Annotated in this window: 17 protein-coding genes; 10 read left to right on the forward strand and 7 right to left on the reverse strand. The window is 62.2% G+C overall.

All coding sequences use genetic code 11. The features are described 5' to 3' along the window. The 3 genes from pflB to LZ016_RS00340 are packed head-to-tail and all read right to left on the reverse strand — an operon-like array spanning window position 1 to window position 5182. Window positions 1-2259, reverse strand: a complete 2259-nt coding sequence (pflB, locus tag LZ016_RS00330; RefSeq protein ID WP_277622470.1) for a formate C-acetyltransferase — start codon at window positions 2257-2259, stop codon at window positions 1-3. An 18-nt stretch (window positions 2260-2277) separates the two neighbouring features. Next, window positions 2278-3576, reverse strand: a complete 1299-nt coding sequence (locus tag LZ016_RS00335) for an MFS transporter (protein WP_241444745.1) — start codon at window positions 3574-3576, stop codon at window positions 2278-2280. 13 nt (window positions 3577-3589) lie between these two features. Continuing rightward, window positions 3590-5182 (reverse strand): L-serine ammonia-lyase, encoded by a 1593-nt coding sequence (locus LZ016_RS00340; RefSeq protein ID WP_241444754.1) that lies wholly within the window; start codon window positions 5180-5182, stop codon window positions 3590-3592. A 278-nt stretch (window positions 5183-5460) separates the two neighbouring features. On the opposite strand from LZ016_RS00340, the gene LZ016_RS00345 reads away from it, so the two are divergent. Genes LZ016_RS00345 through LZ016_RS00360 form a run of 4 tightly spaced genes read left to right on the forward strand, consistent with a single transcriptional unit; the run spans window position 5461 to window position 10624 of the window. Further along, window positions 5461-7641: a DUF3141 domain-containing protein gene (locus tag LZ016_RS00345; protein WP_241444757.1), complete on the forward strand. Its 2181-nt coding sequence runs from the start codon at window positions 5461-5463 to the stop codon at window positions 7639-7641. Then, window positions 7628-8599 carry a phosphate acetyltransferase gene (locus LZ016_RS00350; protein WP_277622471.1) on the forward strand — a complete coding sequence of 324 codons (972 nt, stop codon included), beginning with the start codon at window positions 7628-7630 and terminating at the stop codon, window positions 8597-8599. Before LZ016_RS00345 ends, LZ016_RS00350 begins: the two co-directional genes overlap by 14 nt. A gap of 6 nt (window positions 8600-8605) precedes the next feature. Further along, window positions 8606-9382 carry an enoyl-ACP reductase FabI gene (gene fabI / locus LZ016_RS00355; protein WP_241444766.1) on the forward strand — a complete coding sequence of 259 codons (777 nt, stop codon included), beginning with the start codon at window positions 8606-8608 and terminating at the stop codon, window positions 9380-9382. Window positions 9383-9397: 15 nt separating this feature from the next. Then, window positions 9398-10624, forward strand: a complete 1227-nt coding sequence (locus LZ016_RS00360; RefSeq protein ID WP_241444775.1) for an acetate/propionate family kinase — start codon at window positions 9398-9400, stop codon at window positions 10622-10624. Here LZ016_RS00360 and LZ016_RS00365 read toward each other — a convergent pair. Next, window positions 10572-10901: a hypothetical protein gene (locus LZ016_RS00365; RefSeq protein ID WP_241444777.1), complete on the reverse strand. Its 330-nt coding sequence runs from the start codon at window positions 10899-10901 to the stop codon at window positions 10572-10574. The two genes, LZ016_RS00360 and LZ016_RS00365, sit on opposite strands and share 53 nt — an antisense overlap. A gap of 293 nt (window positions 10902-11194) precedes the next feature. Here LZ016_RS00365 and LZ016_RS15410 point away from each other — a divergent pair, with 293 nt between their 5' ends. After that, the gene (locus tag LZ016_RS15410) at window positions 11195-11323 is read left to right on the forward strand and encodes a hypothetical protein (protein ID WP_277622472.1); all 129 of its coding nucleotides are present in this window, start codon (window positions 11195-11197) and stop codon (window positions 11321-11323) included. A gap of 283 nt (window positions 11324-11606) precedes the next feature. On the opposite strand, the gene LZ016_RS00370 is transcribed toward LZ016_RS15410, so the two are convergent. Both LZ016_RS00370 and LZ016_RS00375 read right to left on the reverse strand, forming a co-directional pair. Beyond that, complete coding sequence (locus LZ016_RS00370) at window positions 11607-11771, reverse strand: hypothetical protein (RefSeq protein WP_241444779.1); 165 nt, start codon at window positions 11769-11771, stop codon at window positions 11607-11609. Between the two features lie 151 nt (window positions 11772-11922). Further along, window positions 11923-12975: an extracellular catalytic domain type 1 short-chain-length polyhydroxyalkanoate depolymerase gene (locus LZ016_RS00375; protein WP_241447413.1), complete on the reverse strand. Its 1053-nt coding sequence runs from the start codon at window positions 12973-12975 to the stop codon at window positions 11923-11925. Window positions 12976-13050: 75 nt separating this feature from the next. Between LZ016_RS00375 and LZ016_RS00380 the strand changes: the two genes are divergently transcribed. From LZ016_RS00380 to LZ016_RS00395, 4 genes are all read left to right on the forward strand, one after another. Next, complete coding sequence (locus tag LZ016_RS00380) at window positions 13051-13878, forward strand: DUF72 domain-containing protein (RefSeq protein ID WP_241444781.1); 828 nt, start codon at window positions 13051-13053, stop codon at window positions 13876-13878. Window positions 13879-13924: 46 nt separating this feature from the next. Further along, the gene (locus LZ016_RS00385) at window positions 13925-14137 is read left to right on the forward strand and encodes a hypothetical protein (RefSeq protein WP_241444783.1); all 213 of its coding nucleotides are present in this window, start codon (window positions 13925-13927) and stop codon (window positions 14135-14137) included. Between the two features lie 589 nt (window positions 14138-14726). Next, complete coding sequence (locus LZ016_RS00390) at window positions 14727-14933, forward strand: cold-shock protein (RefSeq protein ID WP_241444792.1); 207 nt, start codon at window positions 14727-14729, stop codon at window positions 14931-14933. A 524-nt stretch (window positions 14934-15457) separates the two neighbouring features. After that, window positions 15458-15805 carry a DUF6481 family protein gene (locus tag LZ016_RS00395; RefSeq protein ID WP_241444794.1) on the forward strand — a complete coding sequence of 116 codons (348 nt, stop codon included), beginning with the start codon at window positions 15458-15460 and terminating at the stop codon, window positions 15803-15805. 102 nt (window positions 15806-15907) lie between these two features. Here the strand turns inward: LZ016_RS00395 and LZ016_RS15415 are convergent, their stop codons facing one another. Beyond that, window positions 15908-16039: a hypothetical protein gene (locus tag LZ016_RS15415; RefSeq protein WP_277622473.1), complete on the reverse strand. Its 132-nt coding sequence runs from the start codon at window positions 16037-16039 to the stop codon at window positions 15908-15910. 393 nt (window positions 16040-16432) lie between these two features. On the opposite strand from LZ016_RS15415, the gene LZ016_RS00400 reads away from it, so the two are divergent. Beyond that, complete coding sequence (locus LZ016_RS00400; RefSeq protein ID WP_241444796.1) at window positions 16433-16588, forward strand: hypothetical protein; 156 nt, start codon at window positions 16433-16435, stop codon at window positions 16586-16588. Window positions 16589-16672: the final 84 nt, after the last annotated feature.

Raw genomic sequence — 16672 nt, forward strand, 5'->3', positions numbered from 1 at the left:
TCAGTCTCCGTGGAAGGTGCGGTTGATCACGTCCATCTGCTGCTCACGGGTCAGCCGCACAAAGTTCACGGCGTACCCGGACACACGGATGGTTAGGCTTGGATATTTCTCCGGATGATCCATCGCATCCATCAAAGTGTCGCGGTTCAGCACGTTGATGTTCATGTGATAGCCGGTGGTCCCGAAGAAGCCGTCGAGGATCGACGTCAGGTTCGTGATCCGGTCGTTCTCCGTCCGGCCTAAACCCGTCGGAACCAGCGTGGTCGTCAGCGAGATGCCGTCCTGCGCATCGCGGTACGGGATCTTTGCCACCGAGGCCGCCGACGCATGGATGCCGTGGCTGTCGCGGCCGTGCATCGGGTTTGCTCCCGGAGCGAAGGGCTCGCCCTTCCGCCGTCCGTCCGGCGTGTTCCCGGTTGCCTTCCCGTAGACGACATTCGACGTGATCGTCAGCACCGACTGAGTGTGCAGCGCGTTCCGATACAGCGGATACTTCCGCAGCTTCGACATGAAGGTCGAAACCAGCCAGGCCGCCATTCCGTCGACGCGATTGTCGTTGTTCCCGAACAGCGGGAACTCGCCTTCAGTGACATAATCGATGATGAGCCCGGTTTCGTCGCGGACGACTTTGACCTTCGCATATTTGATTGCTGACAGGCTGTCGGCGACGACGGACATGCCCGCGATGCCAAACGCCATCGTGCGGAGTGGCGCATAGTCGTGCAGCGCCATCTCGATACGCTCGTAGGCATATTTGTCGTGCATGTAGTGGATGACGTTCATCGCGCTGGCGTAGACGCCGGCCAGCCAGTCCATCATCTTGTCGAAGCGGTCGACGATGTCGTCGAAGTCGAGGTAGTCGCCCTGCACCGGCTCGGTCGCGGGAGCCACCTGCTTTCCGCTGACTTCGTCTCGCCCGCCGTTGATGGCGTAGAGCATTGCCTTCGCGAGGTTGGCGCGCGCTCCGAAGAACTGCATTTGCTTGCCCATGGCCATGGGCGAAACGCAGCAGGCGATGGCGCCGTCGTCGCCCCACGCCATGCGCATGATTTCGTCGCTTTCGAACTGGATCGAACTCGTGTCGATCGCGACCTTGGCAGAGAAGCGCCGGAACCCCTCCGGCAATTGCGGTGTGTACCAGATGGTCAGGTTCGGCTCCGGCGCCGGACCGAGGTTGTAGAGCGTCTGCAGGAAGCGGAAGCTGGTCTTGGTGACAAGCGGCCGTCCGTCGTCGGCCATGCCCGCGATCGATTCGGTGACCCAGGTCGGATCGCCGGCGAACAAATCGTCATATTCCGGCGAGCGCAGGAAACGGATGATGCGCAGTTTGATCACGAAATCGTCGACGATCTCCTGCGCTTGCTCCTCGGTCAGAGTGCCGTTGGCGAGATCGCGCTCGAAATAGATGTCGAGGAACGTCGATACGCGGCCCAGCGACATGGCCGCGCCGTTCTGCTCCTTCACCGCCGCCAGGTAGCCGAAGTAGAGCCACTGCACGGCTTCCTTCGCGGTGCCGGCCGGGCCCGAAATGTCGAAGCCGTATTTGGCAGCCATCTCCTTGAGCTCGCCAAGCGCCCGAATCTGCTCGCTCAGTTCTTCGCGGTCGCGAATGATGGCGTCCGTGGACCATTCGTCGTCGAGCGAAAGCTTCTCGGCCTGCTTCGCTTCGATCAGACGATCGACTCCGTACAGCGCCACGCGGCGGTAATCGCCGATGATGCGTCCGCGCCCGTAGGCGTCTGGGAGACCGGTCAGGACGTGCGAGCTGCGGCATTTGCGGACGTCGGTCGTGTAGGCGTCGAACACGCCTTCGTTGTGCGTCTTGCGATATTTGGTGAAGATCTCGACGACCTTCGGATCGGGCTTGTAGCCATACGCTTCGAGACCGTTCGTCACCATTTTCAGGCCGCCGTTGGGCATGATGGCGCGCTTCAGCGGCGCGTCCGTCTGCAGGCCGACGATGACCTCGTTCTTCTTGTCGATGTAGCCGGCCTCGTGCGCGGTGATCGAGCTCGGGATTTGCGAAACGTCGAGCACGCCTTTCTTGCGCTCCTCGACGAAAAGGTCGGTCAGCTTCTTCCAGAGCGCGGTCGTCCGCTTCGTCGGACCCGCAAGGAAGCTCTCGTCCCCGTAATAGGGCTCGTAATTGTGCTGCATGAAGTTGCGGACGTTGATCTCCTTCGTCCACAGCCCCGGCTTGAACGCGTCGGTCGCGGCCTTCTTCGTGGTCTTCTCCGCTTCGAGGACGTCAGTCGACATCTGTGCCTCCGTTTGAATTCATTCAGCCGGCAGCTCCGCGCCCATCGTCGGAGCTTCCGTGGATTTGCGAGCCTTCGGACCGGTCTCGCGCAGAAGAAGGGTGAGGACGATCGCCAGCACGACGCCGTAGAGCAGGGGCTGGAACGTCTCCTGGTAATGAGCCAGCTCGCGCTCGCCGCCCGCGCTGGCTTGCGTCAGCCAGCGAGCGAAAATCGGGCCGAGCAGTGCCGTCAGCGAGAAGTTGAGGAAGTTGATGACGCCGGTCGCGGTGCCGCTGTGCTCCGGCCTGTTGGCTTCCTTGATCACCGTGTACGGGATCATCGCCGCACCCGACGCGATGCCGGCGACGAGCGCGAGCGAGTAGGGCGGAAAGACCTCGCGCGGGCCGTACAGGATCAGGGCGAGCGAGAGGAGAAGCACGACGGCCGCGCCGATGATCACCGGCTTCCGCCGCCCGATCCGGTCGGTGAGCCAGCCAAGGAGCGGACAGCCGATGATCCAGCCGAAGGGCACTGCCGCGGAGCGCAGCACGGCGACTTCGTAAGGCACGTCGTGCCCCTCTTGCAGGAAGCGCACGCCCCAGACCATGTCGAAGATGGTCGTCGGGATGAAGATCAGCCCGGCGATCAGGCCGCACAGGAGCGACTGCGGATTGATGAACACCGTACCCATGGCCTTGAGCGCAGGGCCGAGACCCACGCCGGCGGCGTCCTTCGGCTTTGCCTCCTGCTTGGGGATCAGGAAGAAGAGCAGGACCGCGATCGGAATGCCGATGATGCCCATGACGAACCAGAAGCGGTCCCAGGGCAGTCCGGACGAAATCAGCGGCCCCACCACGAACTGACCAGCCGAGCCGCCGGCCATGCCGAACATCTGCGTCGCACCGATGAGCGTGGCGGCCTTCGAAACGGGCATGAAGGTGGTGACGAGGTAGACCGCTCCGATCAGCGCAAAGACGCCGCCCGCGCCCTGCATGAAGCGGCCGATGCTTCCGATCGTCGGATCCGCGGTCGAGAACATGAGCGCGCCGATGGCCACGCTTGCCGCACCCAGCGGGACTACCTTCTTCGGCCCGATCTGATCGAGGGCGACGCCCGCGACGAGGCTGAAGGGAGCGTAAGCGTAGTAGAAGAGCCCCACGAGTGAGGCCACGCCGACTGCACTGAGACCGAATGCCTCGCTGAGTTCCGGCACCATGACGGCCGGCGCCGAGCGCATCGAATATTGGTAGAAATAGAAGACAGCGGTCAGGAGCCATGCGACGGTGACGACACCGATCGATGTGGCCGCTCCCGACCGCTGTTCTGACGCGGTCACGACAAGCTGCTCCTCAGCAGAGGACGAGCGCTTGGGCGAGACCTGCCTCCGAAGTCTCCTTGTACTTCGAGTTCATGTCTTTGGCGGTCTGGGCCAGCGCCGTGATCACGGTATCGACGTCGACACGCCGGTTCTCGGCGATCTCGTTCTTGGCGATGAGGTAGCCCGTCCAGGACTTTACGGCCCCGAAGGCGCAGCGCTCGATGCACGGGATTTGGACAAAGCCCGCGACCGGGTCGCAGGTCATTCCGAGATGATGCTCGAGAGCAGCACCTGCGCCATTGGCCGAGATTTGCGGAGTCTCGTCGTAGGCCGCTGCAATCGCCGCTGCGCCCATGCCGGAAGCGACACCGATTTCGGCCTGGCAGCCGCCCTCGGCCGCGGAGAGGGTTGCGTTATGCTTGCAAAGGTAGCCAATGATGGCGCCCGCGAGCAGCGCTTCCCGCTGCTTTTGGTCCGACAACTTCGCGCCTTCCGACCCCAACGAGTAGATGACCGCCGGCATCACGCCCGCCGACCCGCCCGTTGGCGCGGTAATGACGAGGTGCCCGCGCGCATTTTCCTCCGAGCCCGCAAGCGCGGCTGCCGAAACGAGGCCGATTCCCTTTCGGGCGGGGAATGGCTCGTTGAGTGCGTTCTTGTAGACGTCGCCTGCCTTGGTTTTGAGCTTGATCGGTCCAGGCAGGGTTGCCGTCGGTGCGGCAAGGCCGGTCTTCACCGTCGCCCTCATCGCGCCCAGGATCTTGTCGAGGAACGCGTCGATCTCGGCCTTGTCGCGGCCGCTAATGGCGAGCTCGTTGGCATAAGCGAGCTGTGCGAGCGTGATATTGTCGCGCTTGGTGTAGTCGAGCACCTCCTTCATCGTCGAATAGGGGTACTTCGGCGGGTTCTTCTTCGGGGGAGTGTAGCCCTTCCATTCGATGAAACCGCCTCCGACGGAGTAGTATTCCTGCTCCAGCAGGACCTTGTCTCCCGCCATCAATTTAGCGGTCATCGTGTTGGGGTGATGGAATTCGCCCTTGGGGGCATCGTAGACGATGTCCTTCAGCGACACGTTGATCGTCTTCGACCCGAGCTTCACCGGGAACTGCTTGTCGGGATGGACAACCAGATCGTCGAGGATGGCTGGGTCGATTGTCGCCGGCTCGTAGCCAGCAAGCCCGGCAAGTGCGGCGCGCTCCGTGCCGTGGCCTTTGCCGGTCGCGCTGAGGCTGCCGAACAGATGCACCCTGAGAGCCGTCGCCTGCGCGAGCTGGTCGGCGGGTAGCTTGGAGGCGCGCTGGTAGAAGTCGTACGTAATCCGCATTGGACCGATCGTGTGCGACGAGGACGGTCCCGGGCCGACTTTGTAGAACTCGTCCACCAGGGTCATCACGGGACCCTTGCTGTTCTTGACGACCTGCAGGTTCGGATCGACGTCACCGCCACCGAGGGGCTTTCCTGCGGGCGCCTGCGCCCAGAGGGGATTGGCCGTTCCGCCCAGGGCGACGATGGCCGTCGCCATGGCGCTGCGCATCATGAAGGAGCGGCGGTCCGATCCGGTCGGTGGCTCAGAAAAATCGAGTTCGGGGCAGACGAAACTCTCGTTACGGTCTTCGCTATCCATCGCGTGCGCTCCTCGGGTGAGGGTGAGGGAGATCGAGCGCCAGCCCGGCACAGACGAGTCCCGGACCCCCCAATCCTCTCGTGAACTGCGGAAAGCTTTATGGAATGGTGGCGCCATCGGTATCAGGGCGAACCCCGAAGCCGCCCCATCCAAATTCTGATGGTACCCTGAGGCCCGAGCAGCCGCTGCGGTCTTTTGGACGACGCGTAGGGAGATTTCCGGATTAACCGCGGGGGCCTGCTGCCTATTCTGCCGGTTCAATTCCGGAGACGAATGCGATGTCGGGCCAGCAGAGCCTCGGACCAGCGCACGAATATTTTCGCGACGCGTGGCAGCGCTCGATCCTGTTCCTCGACGTCCTCCGCCAGCGCGGGAACATCTACCGCGAACAGCAGGAAAAGAGCGCTCCGAACGTCCTCGAATTCGCCGCCGAGCTGGTGCTCGATGGCCGGACCTTACCGAGACCGGTAAACTATCTGCTAGTCAGCATCGTCCCGCCCGAGGGGGTGACGGTGGACAATTGCAAGCGGCCATTCGTTGTCGTCGATCCGCGGGCAGGCCACGGCCCCGGCATCGGCGGCATGAAGCGCGACAGCGAGATCGGCGTCGCGCTCGGGAACGGACATCCCTGCTATTTCATCGGCTTCCTGCCCGAACCGATTTCGGACCAGACCATCGAGGACGTCTGGAACGCGGAAGCGGCCTTCGTTCAGGAGGTCGCGCGCAGGCATCCGGGAGCGGGAAGGCCGGCGGTGATCGGAAACTGCCAGGCGGGCTGGCAAACGATGATCATGGCCGCCACGCATCCTGACGTGCCGGGGCCGCTGCTGATCGCAGGAGCGCCTTTGTCGTACTGGGCTGGAGTACGCGGCAAGAACCCCATGCGGTACACGGGCGGAATGCTCGGCGGCACCTGGCTGACGAGCCTTTCCGGCGACCTTGGCGGGGGGAAGTTCGACGGGGCGAACCTGGTTGCCAACTTCGAATCCCTAAACCCGGCGAACACCTATTTCGAGAAGCCCTACAACGTTTACTCGAAGGTCGACACGGAGGCGGAGCGCTTCCTGGACTTCGAAACCTGGTGGGGCAGCCCGGTCCTGATGAACGCGGGCGAAATGCAGTGGATCGCCGACAACCTGTTCGTCGGCAACAAGCTGACGTCGGGCGACCTTCGAACGTCCGACGGCACCCAGATCGATCTGCGCAACATCCAGTCGCCGATCGTGGTGTTCTGCTCGTGGGGGGACGACATCACGCCGCCGCAGCAGGCACTTGGCTGGGTTACCGACATCTATCGCGACGACGAGGACCTGATCGCGAGCGGGCAGACGATCATCTACTCCGTTCACGGTTCGGTCGGACATCTGGGCATCTTCGTGTCGGGCAAGATCGCAACTCGCGAGCACGGCGAGTTCACCAGTTCGATGGACATGATCGATATGATGCCGCCCGGCCTCTACGAGGTCGTGATCGAGGACATCGCGGATGATACCGCCAATCGCGCACTGATCTCCGGCGACTATCTCTTCCGCCTGGTTCCGAGGAAGCTCGACGACGTCCGCGCGCTTGGTGGCAACAGCGCCGAGGACGACCTCAAGTTCGCGACGGTCGATCGTATCTCGACAATCAATCGGAGACTGTACGAAAGCTACCTCGGCCCCTTCGTCCGCTCAGTCACGCCGCCTGCCTTCGGGGAGTGGGCGCGCAAGATGCACCCCAACCGCGTCCGCTTCTCCATCTTCTCGGATGAGAATCCTGCCATGGGCTTCGTTGCCGCGAGTGCTGAGCGGATCCGCGGCCAGCGCGAGGCAGCGGGTGAGCAGAACATGCTCTCCGCGTCCGAAAAGACGATGGCCGCGTCCATCAGCGCAACCCTGACGGCCTTCGGCGCGGCTCGCGACGCGCTGACCGAGCAGCTGTTCCACCTGACTTACGGATCACCCCTGCTGCAGGCGCTCGTGGGGCTGGATTCCAGGGAAGTCGAGGCCGGACGCAGGCCGGAACGAGAGGCGCTGCGCGAGCAGGCCAAGGCGAAGCGGCGCGAGGAGCTCGAAACAAAATACGAGGCCGGAGGCGCGGTCGAGGCCGCTTTGCGCTCGATTGCCTACATCCGGATGGGCGACGGGAGCGTCGACGAGCGCGGCTACGCGATGATCAAGCAGCTCCATGACGCGCAGCCGGCCGGCCGGCAACGCACGCTCGCCGAGCTCAAATCCATCGTGCGCGATCAATACCTGCTGCTTCGTCTCGACGAGGAACGCGCCGTCTCGGCCATCCCGAAACTCCTCCCGCGCGATGCCGAGGAGCGCGCGCGAACGCTGCGCGCGGTCGAGCGCATCGCTCTCGCGCCGGGCCAGCAGTCGCCGGAAGGCAAGCGCCGGTTGGCCCGCATCGAGAAGCTGTTTGGAACCAAGGCCGCACCGGCCACGAGGAAGGAAGAGACCGATGCCCGTGCTTGAAGCCGAGGCCCGTCCCGGCCGTAACACTCATGCAAAGCTCGACAATCTGATCGCGACCGCGCGAAAGCATCCGCCGGTGAAGGTGGCGGTGGCCCATCCGTGCGATCAGGTGTCGCTGGAAAGCGCCGTGGCCGCGGCGAAGCTCGGCCTTATCCAGCCAATCCTCGTCGGGCCGGAGCAGCGCATCCGCGAAGTCGCGGCCAAGTACGATCTCGACATTAGCGGGTTCGAGATTGTCGACGCCGAATACAGCGAGGACTCAGCGGCGAAGGCGGTCGCGCTCGTTCGGGAGGGGCGGGCCGAGGCCCTGATGAAGGGCAGCCTCCACACCGACGAGTTGATGGGCGCCGTGGTCAAGCGCGACACCGGGCTCCGCACCGCCCGGCGCATCAGCCACTGCTTTATCATGGACGTGCCGGATCACGACCAGCCGCTCATTATCACCGATGCGGCCGTCAACATTGCGCCGGACCTGAAGGGTAAGGTCGACATCACCCAGAACGCCATCGATCTCGCTCACGCGCTCGGTCAGAAGGACGTCCGCGTGGCGATCCTGAGCGCAATGGAGAGCGTCAATCCGGACGTGCCATCGACGCTTGAGGCCGCAGCGCTTTGCAAGATGGCGGACCGCGGCCAGATCACAGGCGCGCAGCTCGATGGTCCGCTCGCGCTCGACAATGCAATCAGTCCCGAAGCCGCCGCGATCAAGAAGATCACCTCGCCCGTCGCGGGGCGTGCCTCGATCCTGGTGGTACCCGATCTCGAAGCCGGGAACATGCTTGCGAAGAGCCTGTCGTTCCTCGCCGATGCGGACGCGGCAGGCATCGTGCTCGGCGCGAAGGTGCCGATCATCCTGACGAGCCGTGCAGACGAGGAGATGGCGCGGCTGGCGTCCTGTGCGGTCGCTCAATTGCTCGTCGCCGCGCGGCGTGCCGACGCTTCTTCAGCGATCCAGTAGGCGCGTATGGATGCGGTCCGGCCGATCCTAAGCGGGCATAAGTCGCTGATTGTCGGCATCGCGAATGATCAGTCGATTGCCTACGGCTGCGCGGAGGCGTTTCGCGCATCCGGAGCGGATCTCGCGATTACCTGGCTTAACGAAAAGGCGCGTCCTCACGTCGAGCCTCTCGGGCAGCAATTAGGCGCCGAGATCATGGCGCCGCTGAACGTCGAAAACCCCGGCGAGCTGGAAGCCGTGTTCGAGCAGATCCGCGAGCGGTGGGGGAGGCTCGACAGCCTCATCCACTCCATCGCCTTCGCGCCGAAGGAGGATCTGCAGGGCGGATTGCTCGACTGTTCATCTGAAGGGTTCGCGCGGGCAATGGACGTGTCCTGCCACTCCTTCGTGCGCATGGCGAAGCTGGCAGCTCCGCTGATGAGCGACGGCGGCACCATGTTCGCGATGAGCTACCTCGGCGCCGAGCGGGTGGTGACGAATTACAACGTCATGGGCCCGGTGAAGGCGGCGCTCGAGGCGGCCTGTCGGTACCTCGCCTATGAACTCGGACCACGCGATATCCGCGTCCACGCCATCTCGCCGGGACCGCTGAAGACACGCGCCGCATCGGGCATCAAGGAATTCGACCGCCTCCTTAACGACGCGGTCGAGCATTCGCCGCTCGGCGCGCTCGTCGACATCGAGGATGTCGGCTTCGCCTGCGCCTATCTGGCCACGAAGTTCGCTCGTCGGATCACTGGCGGCACCATCTACATCGACGGCGGCGCAAACATCGTCGCCTGACGGGAGGATACGACCATGACTCGCCAGATCGCCGTGATCAACGCCGGATCTTCCAGCATCAAGTTCGCCGTGTTCGACGACAATCCCGAACAGTCGCTGCGCTTCCGCGGGCAGGTCGAAAAGATCGGTGTCGGTCCGACCCTGACGGTCGAAGGACCCGACGGCGAAACTTTGGTTGAGAAGGAATGGGCCGCATCGGACCTGACTCACAAGTCCGCAACGAAGGTCATCCTCGAAACTGCGATTGCCTTGCTGGACGGCGAAGCGGTCGAGGGCATCGGACACCGCGTCGTTCATGGCGGGATGAAGTTCGCAGGCCCGACCCTGGTCACCAAGGAAGTTCTCGCATCGCTTGCGGAACTCAATCCGCTCGCGCCGCTGCACCAGCCGCATAACCTGTCGCCGATCGAAACGATCATGGCCGAGGCGCCGCATATCCCGCAGGTGGCGTGCTTCGACACGGCCTTCCACCAGACCCAGCCGCACCTCTCCTCGGCATTCGCGATCCCGCGGGAGTTGTCGGACGCGGGCGTGCGCCGATACGGCTTCCACGGACTTTCCTATGAATATGTGAGCGGGAAGCTGCGCGAGGTCGCGCCGGAGTTGGCGGACAAGAAGATCATCATCGCGCATCTCGGCAATGGCGCCAGCCTGTGTGCGCTCGAACATGGCAAGAGCGTTGCGACCACGATGGGCTTTACGGCCGTCGAGGGCCTGATGATGGGAACGCGATGTGGGTCGATCGATCCGGGCGTGCTCATCTATCTGATGGACGAGAAGGGACTCGACGCTCGCGGGCTAGAAGACCTCGTCTACAAGAAGTCCGGCCTCCTCGGCGTGTCGGGAATCTCGTCGGACATGCGCACGCTGCGGGAGTCGAGCGATCCGCGCGCTCGCGAAGCGATCGATCTCTTCGTTTACCGGATCGTACGCGAAATCGGCTCGCTGGCTGCGGCACTCGGCGGCATCGACGGCATCGTCTTCACGGGCGGGATCGGTCAGCGGGACACACGGACCAGGCGAGAGGTCATCGCCGGTTGCGGCTGGCTTGGCGCGGTTCTCGACGAGCAGGCAAACGCGTCAGGCAGTGAGCGGATCGACGCCCGGTCTTCGAAACTGCCGGTGTGGGTGCTTCCGACCGACGAAGAACGGGTCATCGCCCGTCACGCGGCACAATTGACGAGCAGATCTAGTGAATCAACGGTCGCGCGGATGGATGCACAGATGCCGCCGGTCGGCTGAAGTCGCGCCGTTCCGCGTAGCGGTCGGCAAGCTCCACATATTCGACGAGGGATTCGAGCTGCGCCTCCAGCTCATTGCGCCAAACCGGGGAAATCCCCGGCGAGCGTAGCGCATCGGCGGTTTCGCGAATGGCGACGAGCACCGTCTGCCGGAAAGCCTCGATGTTCTCATTCCAGAAGCTGCGATGATCCACTTCGCCCAGCTGCAGTTTGAGCAGGCCGGTCTCCAGATCGTCGAGCGACAGCGGCGATGAAGAGTGCTGCTCGGTCGGAAACATCAGGGCAGGGCGCTTCGTCACCCGCGGAGATTAGGGTGACCCCGTCACGCCGAACATCGTGGATTGCCCGGAGTAAGGCGATGGTGACCCCTACGGAACTCGAACCCGTGTTTTCGCCGTGAGAGAGCGGCTACAGGGACGACGAGGAGCAATCGCGACCAATACTAACTGCCTGAAATCTGTGGACAGCCTTCGCTGACGTAGGCGGGGAACCATGGCCGACGCTGGTATATAGCGGATGCCAGGCTATGCTGTTCCAAACCTCGAACGTTAGGCCGAGCAGGAGTGTAGCCATGGCAAAAGGCCAGCAGAGATCGAGCAAAGAGGCGCGCAAGCCGAAGAAGGCCAAGGTCAAGACAATTGCTGCCAATCCGTCTCAGAAGGGCGGTTCACACGGTCTTGAGCATCTCAAGAACGACTAAGCCATGAGAGCCTATCGGCGATTGCGCTGGTCGAGCACAGCTCTTGAGAGGCTTCGTCGGATGGCCCGAATGGAGCTGTCCGCCGCGGACATCGGCAAGCAATTGGCGGCGACTGAGGAAGAAGTCTGCTCAAAGGCAAGATGCGAAGGAATACGTCTCGGCCCGCGAGAGTAGAGGCCGCGAAGGACGCTGCCGATATTGCGCTAGTCGTCGCACCCTGGCTGCGTCCCATTGCGAGCAGCATAGCGGGAAACGACAAAAGTTCTGCGGTGACCGCGCCGCGCTAGGCCGAGCGGTCGACCTTGCGAGAGGCTTGCCACAGTTCCACCGGCCGCGCGTCCCAGCGGCTCACCAATGCGGCCGCGTCCTTGTCGTTTTGCGCCTTGAACTCATGGAGGAGGCTAAAATTGCCACCGCCATCGTGAGAAAAGAGACGATAGACAAACATGAGGTCTCCTAGAGGCAGATGCTGCCTCAGCCCTTGCTTCGTAGTAGAGTGGCTGACGTTCGCGGCCCTTCTTCCGAGCCTTGTATCCGACGAAAGTTAACGGGGTCCCGACTCTTCGCCGTGTAAACGATACTTTTGCACGGTTACTGAGTCAGCGGAGCAGACCCGCGGCTCGAAGCGCGTTCTCGATCGTACTGGCGATCTCGCCGGGTACCCGCTTCGGATGTTCCTCGCTGGGATCAGGCGGCGATGTCGCTGAAGTTGTTCCTCCGCTGCTAGTGAGTCCCCAAAACCGAAGGATCATACTCGTCGAAGAGATGCCCGCTTCGAGCATGTGCGGACCAGCGACTTCCTGGCTCTGAGGAGAGCGCGTGCTGAGCGGCACCCCGTGCCCTAGGCCCTTAACTTGAATTTCTTCGATCACCTCTCGGCCGGTCGGATCGCACCAGACGTACCGTGGGTGGCAATCGACAAGATCGGCTCTGCACGGTGCCTCGGAGGCTCCCTGAACCATTCGCCATTGGTCTACAATCGCTCGTGCGTTCGTTGGCGCAACGGTCGGATCGAGGGACCCATGCCAAACCGACAACGATGGCCAAGGGCCGGAGTAATTTGATGCGGAAGCAACAAGCTCGCCTAGCCGCTTAGCGTTTGGAATATCGTGTCCGCGCATGCGCTCAAGCGCTTGGGGAACGTTGTTCGCTGTCGCGAACGGCAGTCCCGCAATGATGGCACCACCCGCAAAAACGTCGGGGTAGGTCGCCAGCAGGACCATTGCCATCGCTCCGCCCGCAGAAAGCCCCGTGACGAAGACACGGTTCGGGTCGGTACCATGACGGGCCCGAACCGCCTCCACCATTTGAATGATTGAGAGCGCCTCCCCTCTGTCGCGTCTGGCGTCACGCGGCGAGAACCAATTGAAGCAAAGATTTGGATTATTTGCCCGTTGCTGCTCTGGGAAAAGTAAGACGAACCCGTGGCGATCGGCAGCGACCGTCCAGGCAGCACCACGATCGTAATCTTCCGCGGTTTGAGTACAGCCGTGTAGGACCACAACCAAGGGCGCACGATCCGTTGCCGACTTGGGAACGTAGATTTTAGCGTCCAGATCGCCGGGGTTTTCGCCAAACCTGTCCAATGCTCGAAGGCGCGCGACCTGTGCGCTGGCTCTGTGCCGGACCACCCAGGCCGCCTGAGACGGCATTCTTGTAAACTGTTTTATGACGCACACCGAATGTTGACCGAAGCACAAATATGAGGGGTTCTGCTGCAATGCACAATGGCTTTGCTGCACTGCAACATTTATGGCCTTACTGCGCGCGCCAGGCGTTTGCCACACATGAGCATCCTTATTGGGACCGCAGGCTGGAGTATCCCGCGCGGCGTCGCAGACTCCTTCCCTGCTGAAGGTAGCGCGCTCGAGCGCTATGCTTCGAGGTTTCGTATCGCAGAGATCAACAGTTCGTTTCACCGGCCCCACCGCACCTCGACATGGGAGCGATGGCGGGACAGCGTGCCTCAGGGTTTTCGGTTTTCTGCGAAGTTGCCGAAGGAAATCACTCACACGCGCAAGCTGGTGGATTGCGGGCCCGAAATCGAAACGTTCCTCGGGCAAGCCCAAACCTTGGGCGAAAAGCTGGCGGTCTTGCTGGTTCAACTGCCGCCTAAGCTGTCGTTCGACAGGACTGTCGCCCGTGGCTTCTTCTCAAACCTGATGAACTGTACTGACGCAATCATCGCCTGTGAGCCGCGACACGTTACCTGGTTCTCCGAAGACGCAAGTGACTTGCTGGCTGAGCTCGGAGTCGCTCGCGTGGCTGCGGATCCCGCCATCTGCGAGGCCGCCGCGCGGCCTGGGGACTGGGGGGCCCTGCGTTACTGGCGCCTTCACGGCTCCCCGGTTGTCTATCGATCGAGCTACGTCGACCGCGTTGGTCTCTATGCCTCAGAGCTTACGCGCAACGCGGGCGGAGGGTGCGCGGTGTGGTGCATATTCGACAATACGGCGTCCTCGGCAGGCGCCTCCGATGCTCTCGCTCTCACCAACGTACTGCAGGAAGCTAGGGTGCCCTATCACGGCCTTCCTCTGAGGTCCCTGCCGACCTAGCAGCGGCAACAGGTCAGCGCTAAGGCAGCCAAGATGGAGGGTTTAGGTGCGCACTGATAAGGAGCAGATCGCCTGGTACCGTGATATCCGCGCTCTAGCGGTGAAGCAGCTGGATCTCATTGAGCAAGGTTGGCGTTTCCAACGTAGTAAGGGCAACGAGCCCCGGGTCGACGTCACGGACGAGATTGCCATTCAAGAGCGCCGTACAATCGAGACGATGGATCGCCTGATCCAAATGTATGAGGCTCGATTCCCTTGAATGCACCCCGGTTCCCATGGGGACGCCTTCAATGACTCAAGGTTGCCAAGTGTTGGTTCACGGCCGCGATCGTCGCACTCGCTCTCACACGTGTGTTCGACGTGAGGGCGAGACCCATGTGGTGTGTTTCAATGCCAATTAGGTAGTCGATCATGGATTCTTGCGGCTCGCCCTGCCGTAATCCTTGAGCAACCCGCACCATGTACCGGTCATACTCATTGGCAGCGTCGCTGAGCCGCCAGCCGCCCTCCGATCCGTTGAGTCCTATCGGGTCCCATTCGGACCAGCCAATGGTTCTCAGTGCAAATAGCCCAATGGGCTCGGGGAGGAACATCGCCACACGTTAGCTGCACCACCGTCCGCTTGCTACCCATGGCGACTTGGTACGGTTGCATCGGCTGCGTTTGACTGTAGCAACTGCTGTTCCGTGTTGCCGGGACCCGTTGTAAAACCAGCATTACTCACTAAATGGGTACTCGCTACTAGTCGCAATCAGACGGTTCTCGGCGCTTTGCGGCTCCTTTTCCTTCTTTCGCCTCTCCTAGCCATCGGAGGGCCGATTGGCGGTCCGCCACAGAAGGAATTCAAAATGATCAGTGGAACCGTAAAGTTCTTCAATGCCGACAAGGGTTATGGCTTCATCCAGCCTGAAGACGGAAGCAGCGATGCTTTCGTGCACATCAGTGCGGTGGAAGCTGCCGGCATGCGCACGTTGGATCGCGAGCAGCGCGTAACCTACGATCTCGAAGACGATCGCCGCGGACGAGCGAGTGCTGTGAACCTGCAGAGCGCCTAACGCCTGTGCCCGCTTCGCGTACCGCGCGGGGCGGGCCTTCTACTCCTCAAAGTAGGCCAAATTTCATGGCGACATTAGAGTTCTGTAACGAACGTGCCGCCGCGTGCCGAGCGGAAGCCGAGGGGACCCGACTCCTGAACGTCCGCGAGCGTTGGCTGAGCGCGGCTTTGGCTTGGGATGAGATGGCTGCTGGGATGCGCAAGACTCAGACCTACCGCATCGCGGATGCTGCGCGCAAAGTCGCTGAAGGCAGGCGAGGCTGATCAGTCGGCTGATTCAGCTCACAATCCTGCAATCTGAATGGGCAACCGACGTATCGCCGCGCTCAAGTTGAATAGCCAGAGCGCAGCACCTTTGCCCGTGCCGTCGACGGCGCAGTCAGCGAGTAGCTTCACCGCGCGGGCGCCGCTCAGCGGCTCCACCATCCTTGCCGGCTCAAACCGCCTGAGTTGTGGGGAAACGTGCCCGCTGGAAAGTCGTTCAGCGGCTCAGCGTCAGTCACTTCATCTTTAAAGGAATCGTCCGTGGCTTCATTCAAAGAACCCTCTTTTCAGGACCGTGTCGCATCGGCCAGCAAGGCCAAGCAGAAGGCCCTCGATCAATTTAGGACGAGACCCCCGGTCGACCCGGCACTACTGGCAACACAGCGCCAAGCACGTGAAATGCGGGAGATGTCTCTGGAGCGCGAGAGGGCTGCAAAAGCTAAAGAGAAGGCGGCCGCGAAAGCCGAGAAAGCATCAATCAAAGCGGCCGAGCTTGCGGCAGCGGAAGCTGCTGTTGCGCTAAAAGCGGCGCGACTGAAGCCTTCTACTCCGGAAGAAATGAAGGCCGCGAGGGACGCGCGTTATGCCGCCCGGAAGGCGAGAAAGTAACTACAGACCCCGGCGGCACTCGAGCCTACTGCGGTTTCAAAGCAGGGCGGTGGCCGAGCCCATCGACCGAGGGGGAGCGACTTTAGTGCCCAGGCCTCGCACTCAGTTGGTTGAGTCTGAGGGCGATTGCCCCGGCTCGTCTTCAATTTCTTTGAAGGCTTTGGCGAGACGGGCGCCGTGGTCGTCCTCGTCATCCTCAGCTGGAGCTGCAGGCGGTTCCTTGGGGTCGGGCATGCTGCGCTCCTACAAGCTGCCCCAACGCACCATGCGCGTTTTTATGCGAGCTGATCAGGTCGTATCGTGGCGAGTGTCGAACCGGACGGAGATGCGGCTGCAGTGCGCTCGGTGAGATTTTGCACTAAGCACTTTCAGATGGATATCTATGGCAGCATTGCAAAGAACCTGACCTCAGCCGTTCAGAGCGCTCGCCGTCTGAGGGGTCATCCAATTCACGCCGATACCCTCGGGCATTGGAGAGATCTTCTCACCTACGCGCGCCAAGAGCTTGCGGATGGATCTACTGAGCCGCTGCAGGTCTTGATTGCGGAACTCGAAAACGAAGTTGCGGACCGGCCAGCCTAAGAGATTGGGGGGACCCGCTCAAAAGGCGGGGAAAGGAAATGACAAGTGGCTGATCTGTACCTCAAGGCACTGGAGTCGGAGCGCAAGAAACTCTGGGCCGAGTGCCGGCTGAAGGGCCTTGCTAAGGGCACACCGGAACGGTTGCGGATCGAAGAGCTAGACAGGCTGTTAGCGGAGCACAGAGGCAAGTCCGCTGACTGATCCGTCCGATCACTGGCTGCCCGAGATAGCGCGGCGACTTGGGAGGCCCAAACCGCCTGGCGGTCGTCATCGGCTCAGCGCCGA

It is taken from the genome of Sphingomonas telluris (genome assembly GCF_022568775.1).
Lineage (GTDB): Bacteria > Pseudomonadota > Alphaproteobacteria > Sphingomonadales > Sphingomonadaceae > Sphingomicrobium > Sphingomicrobium telluris.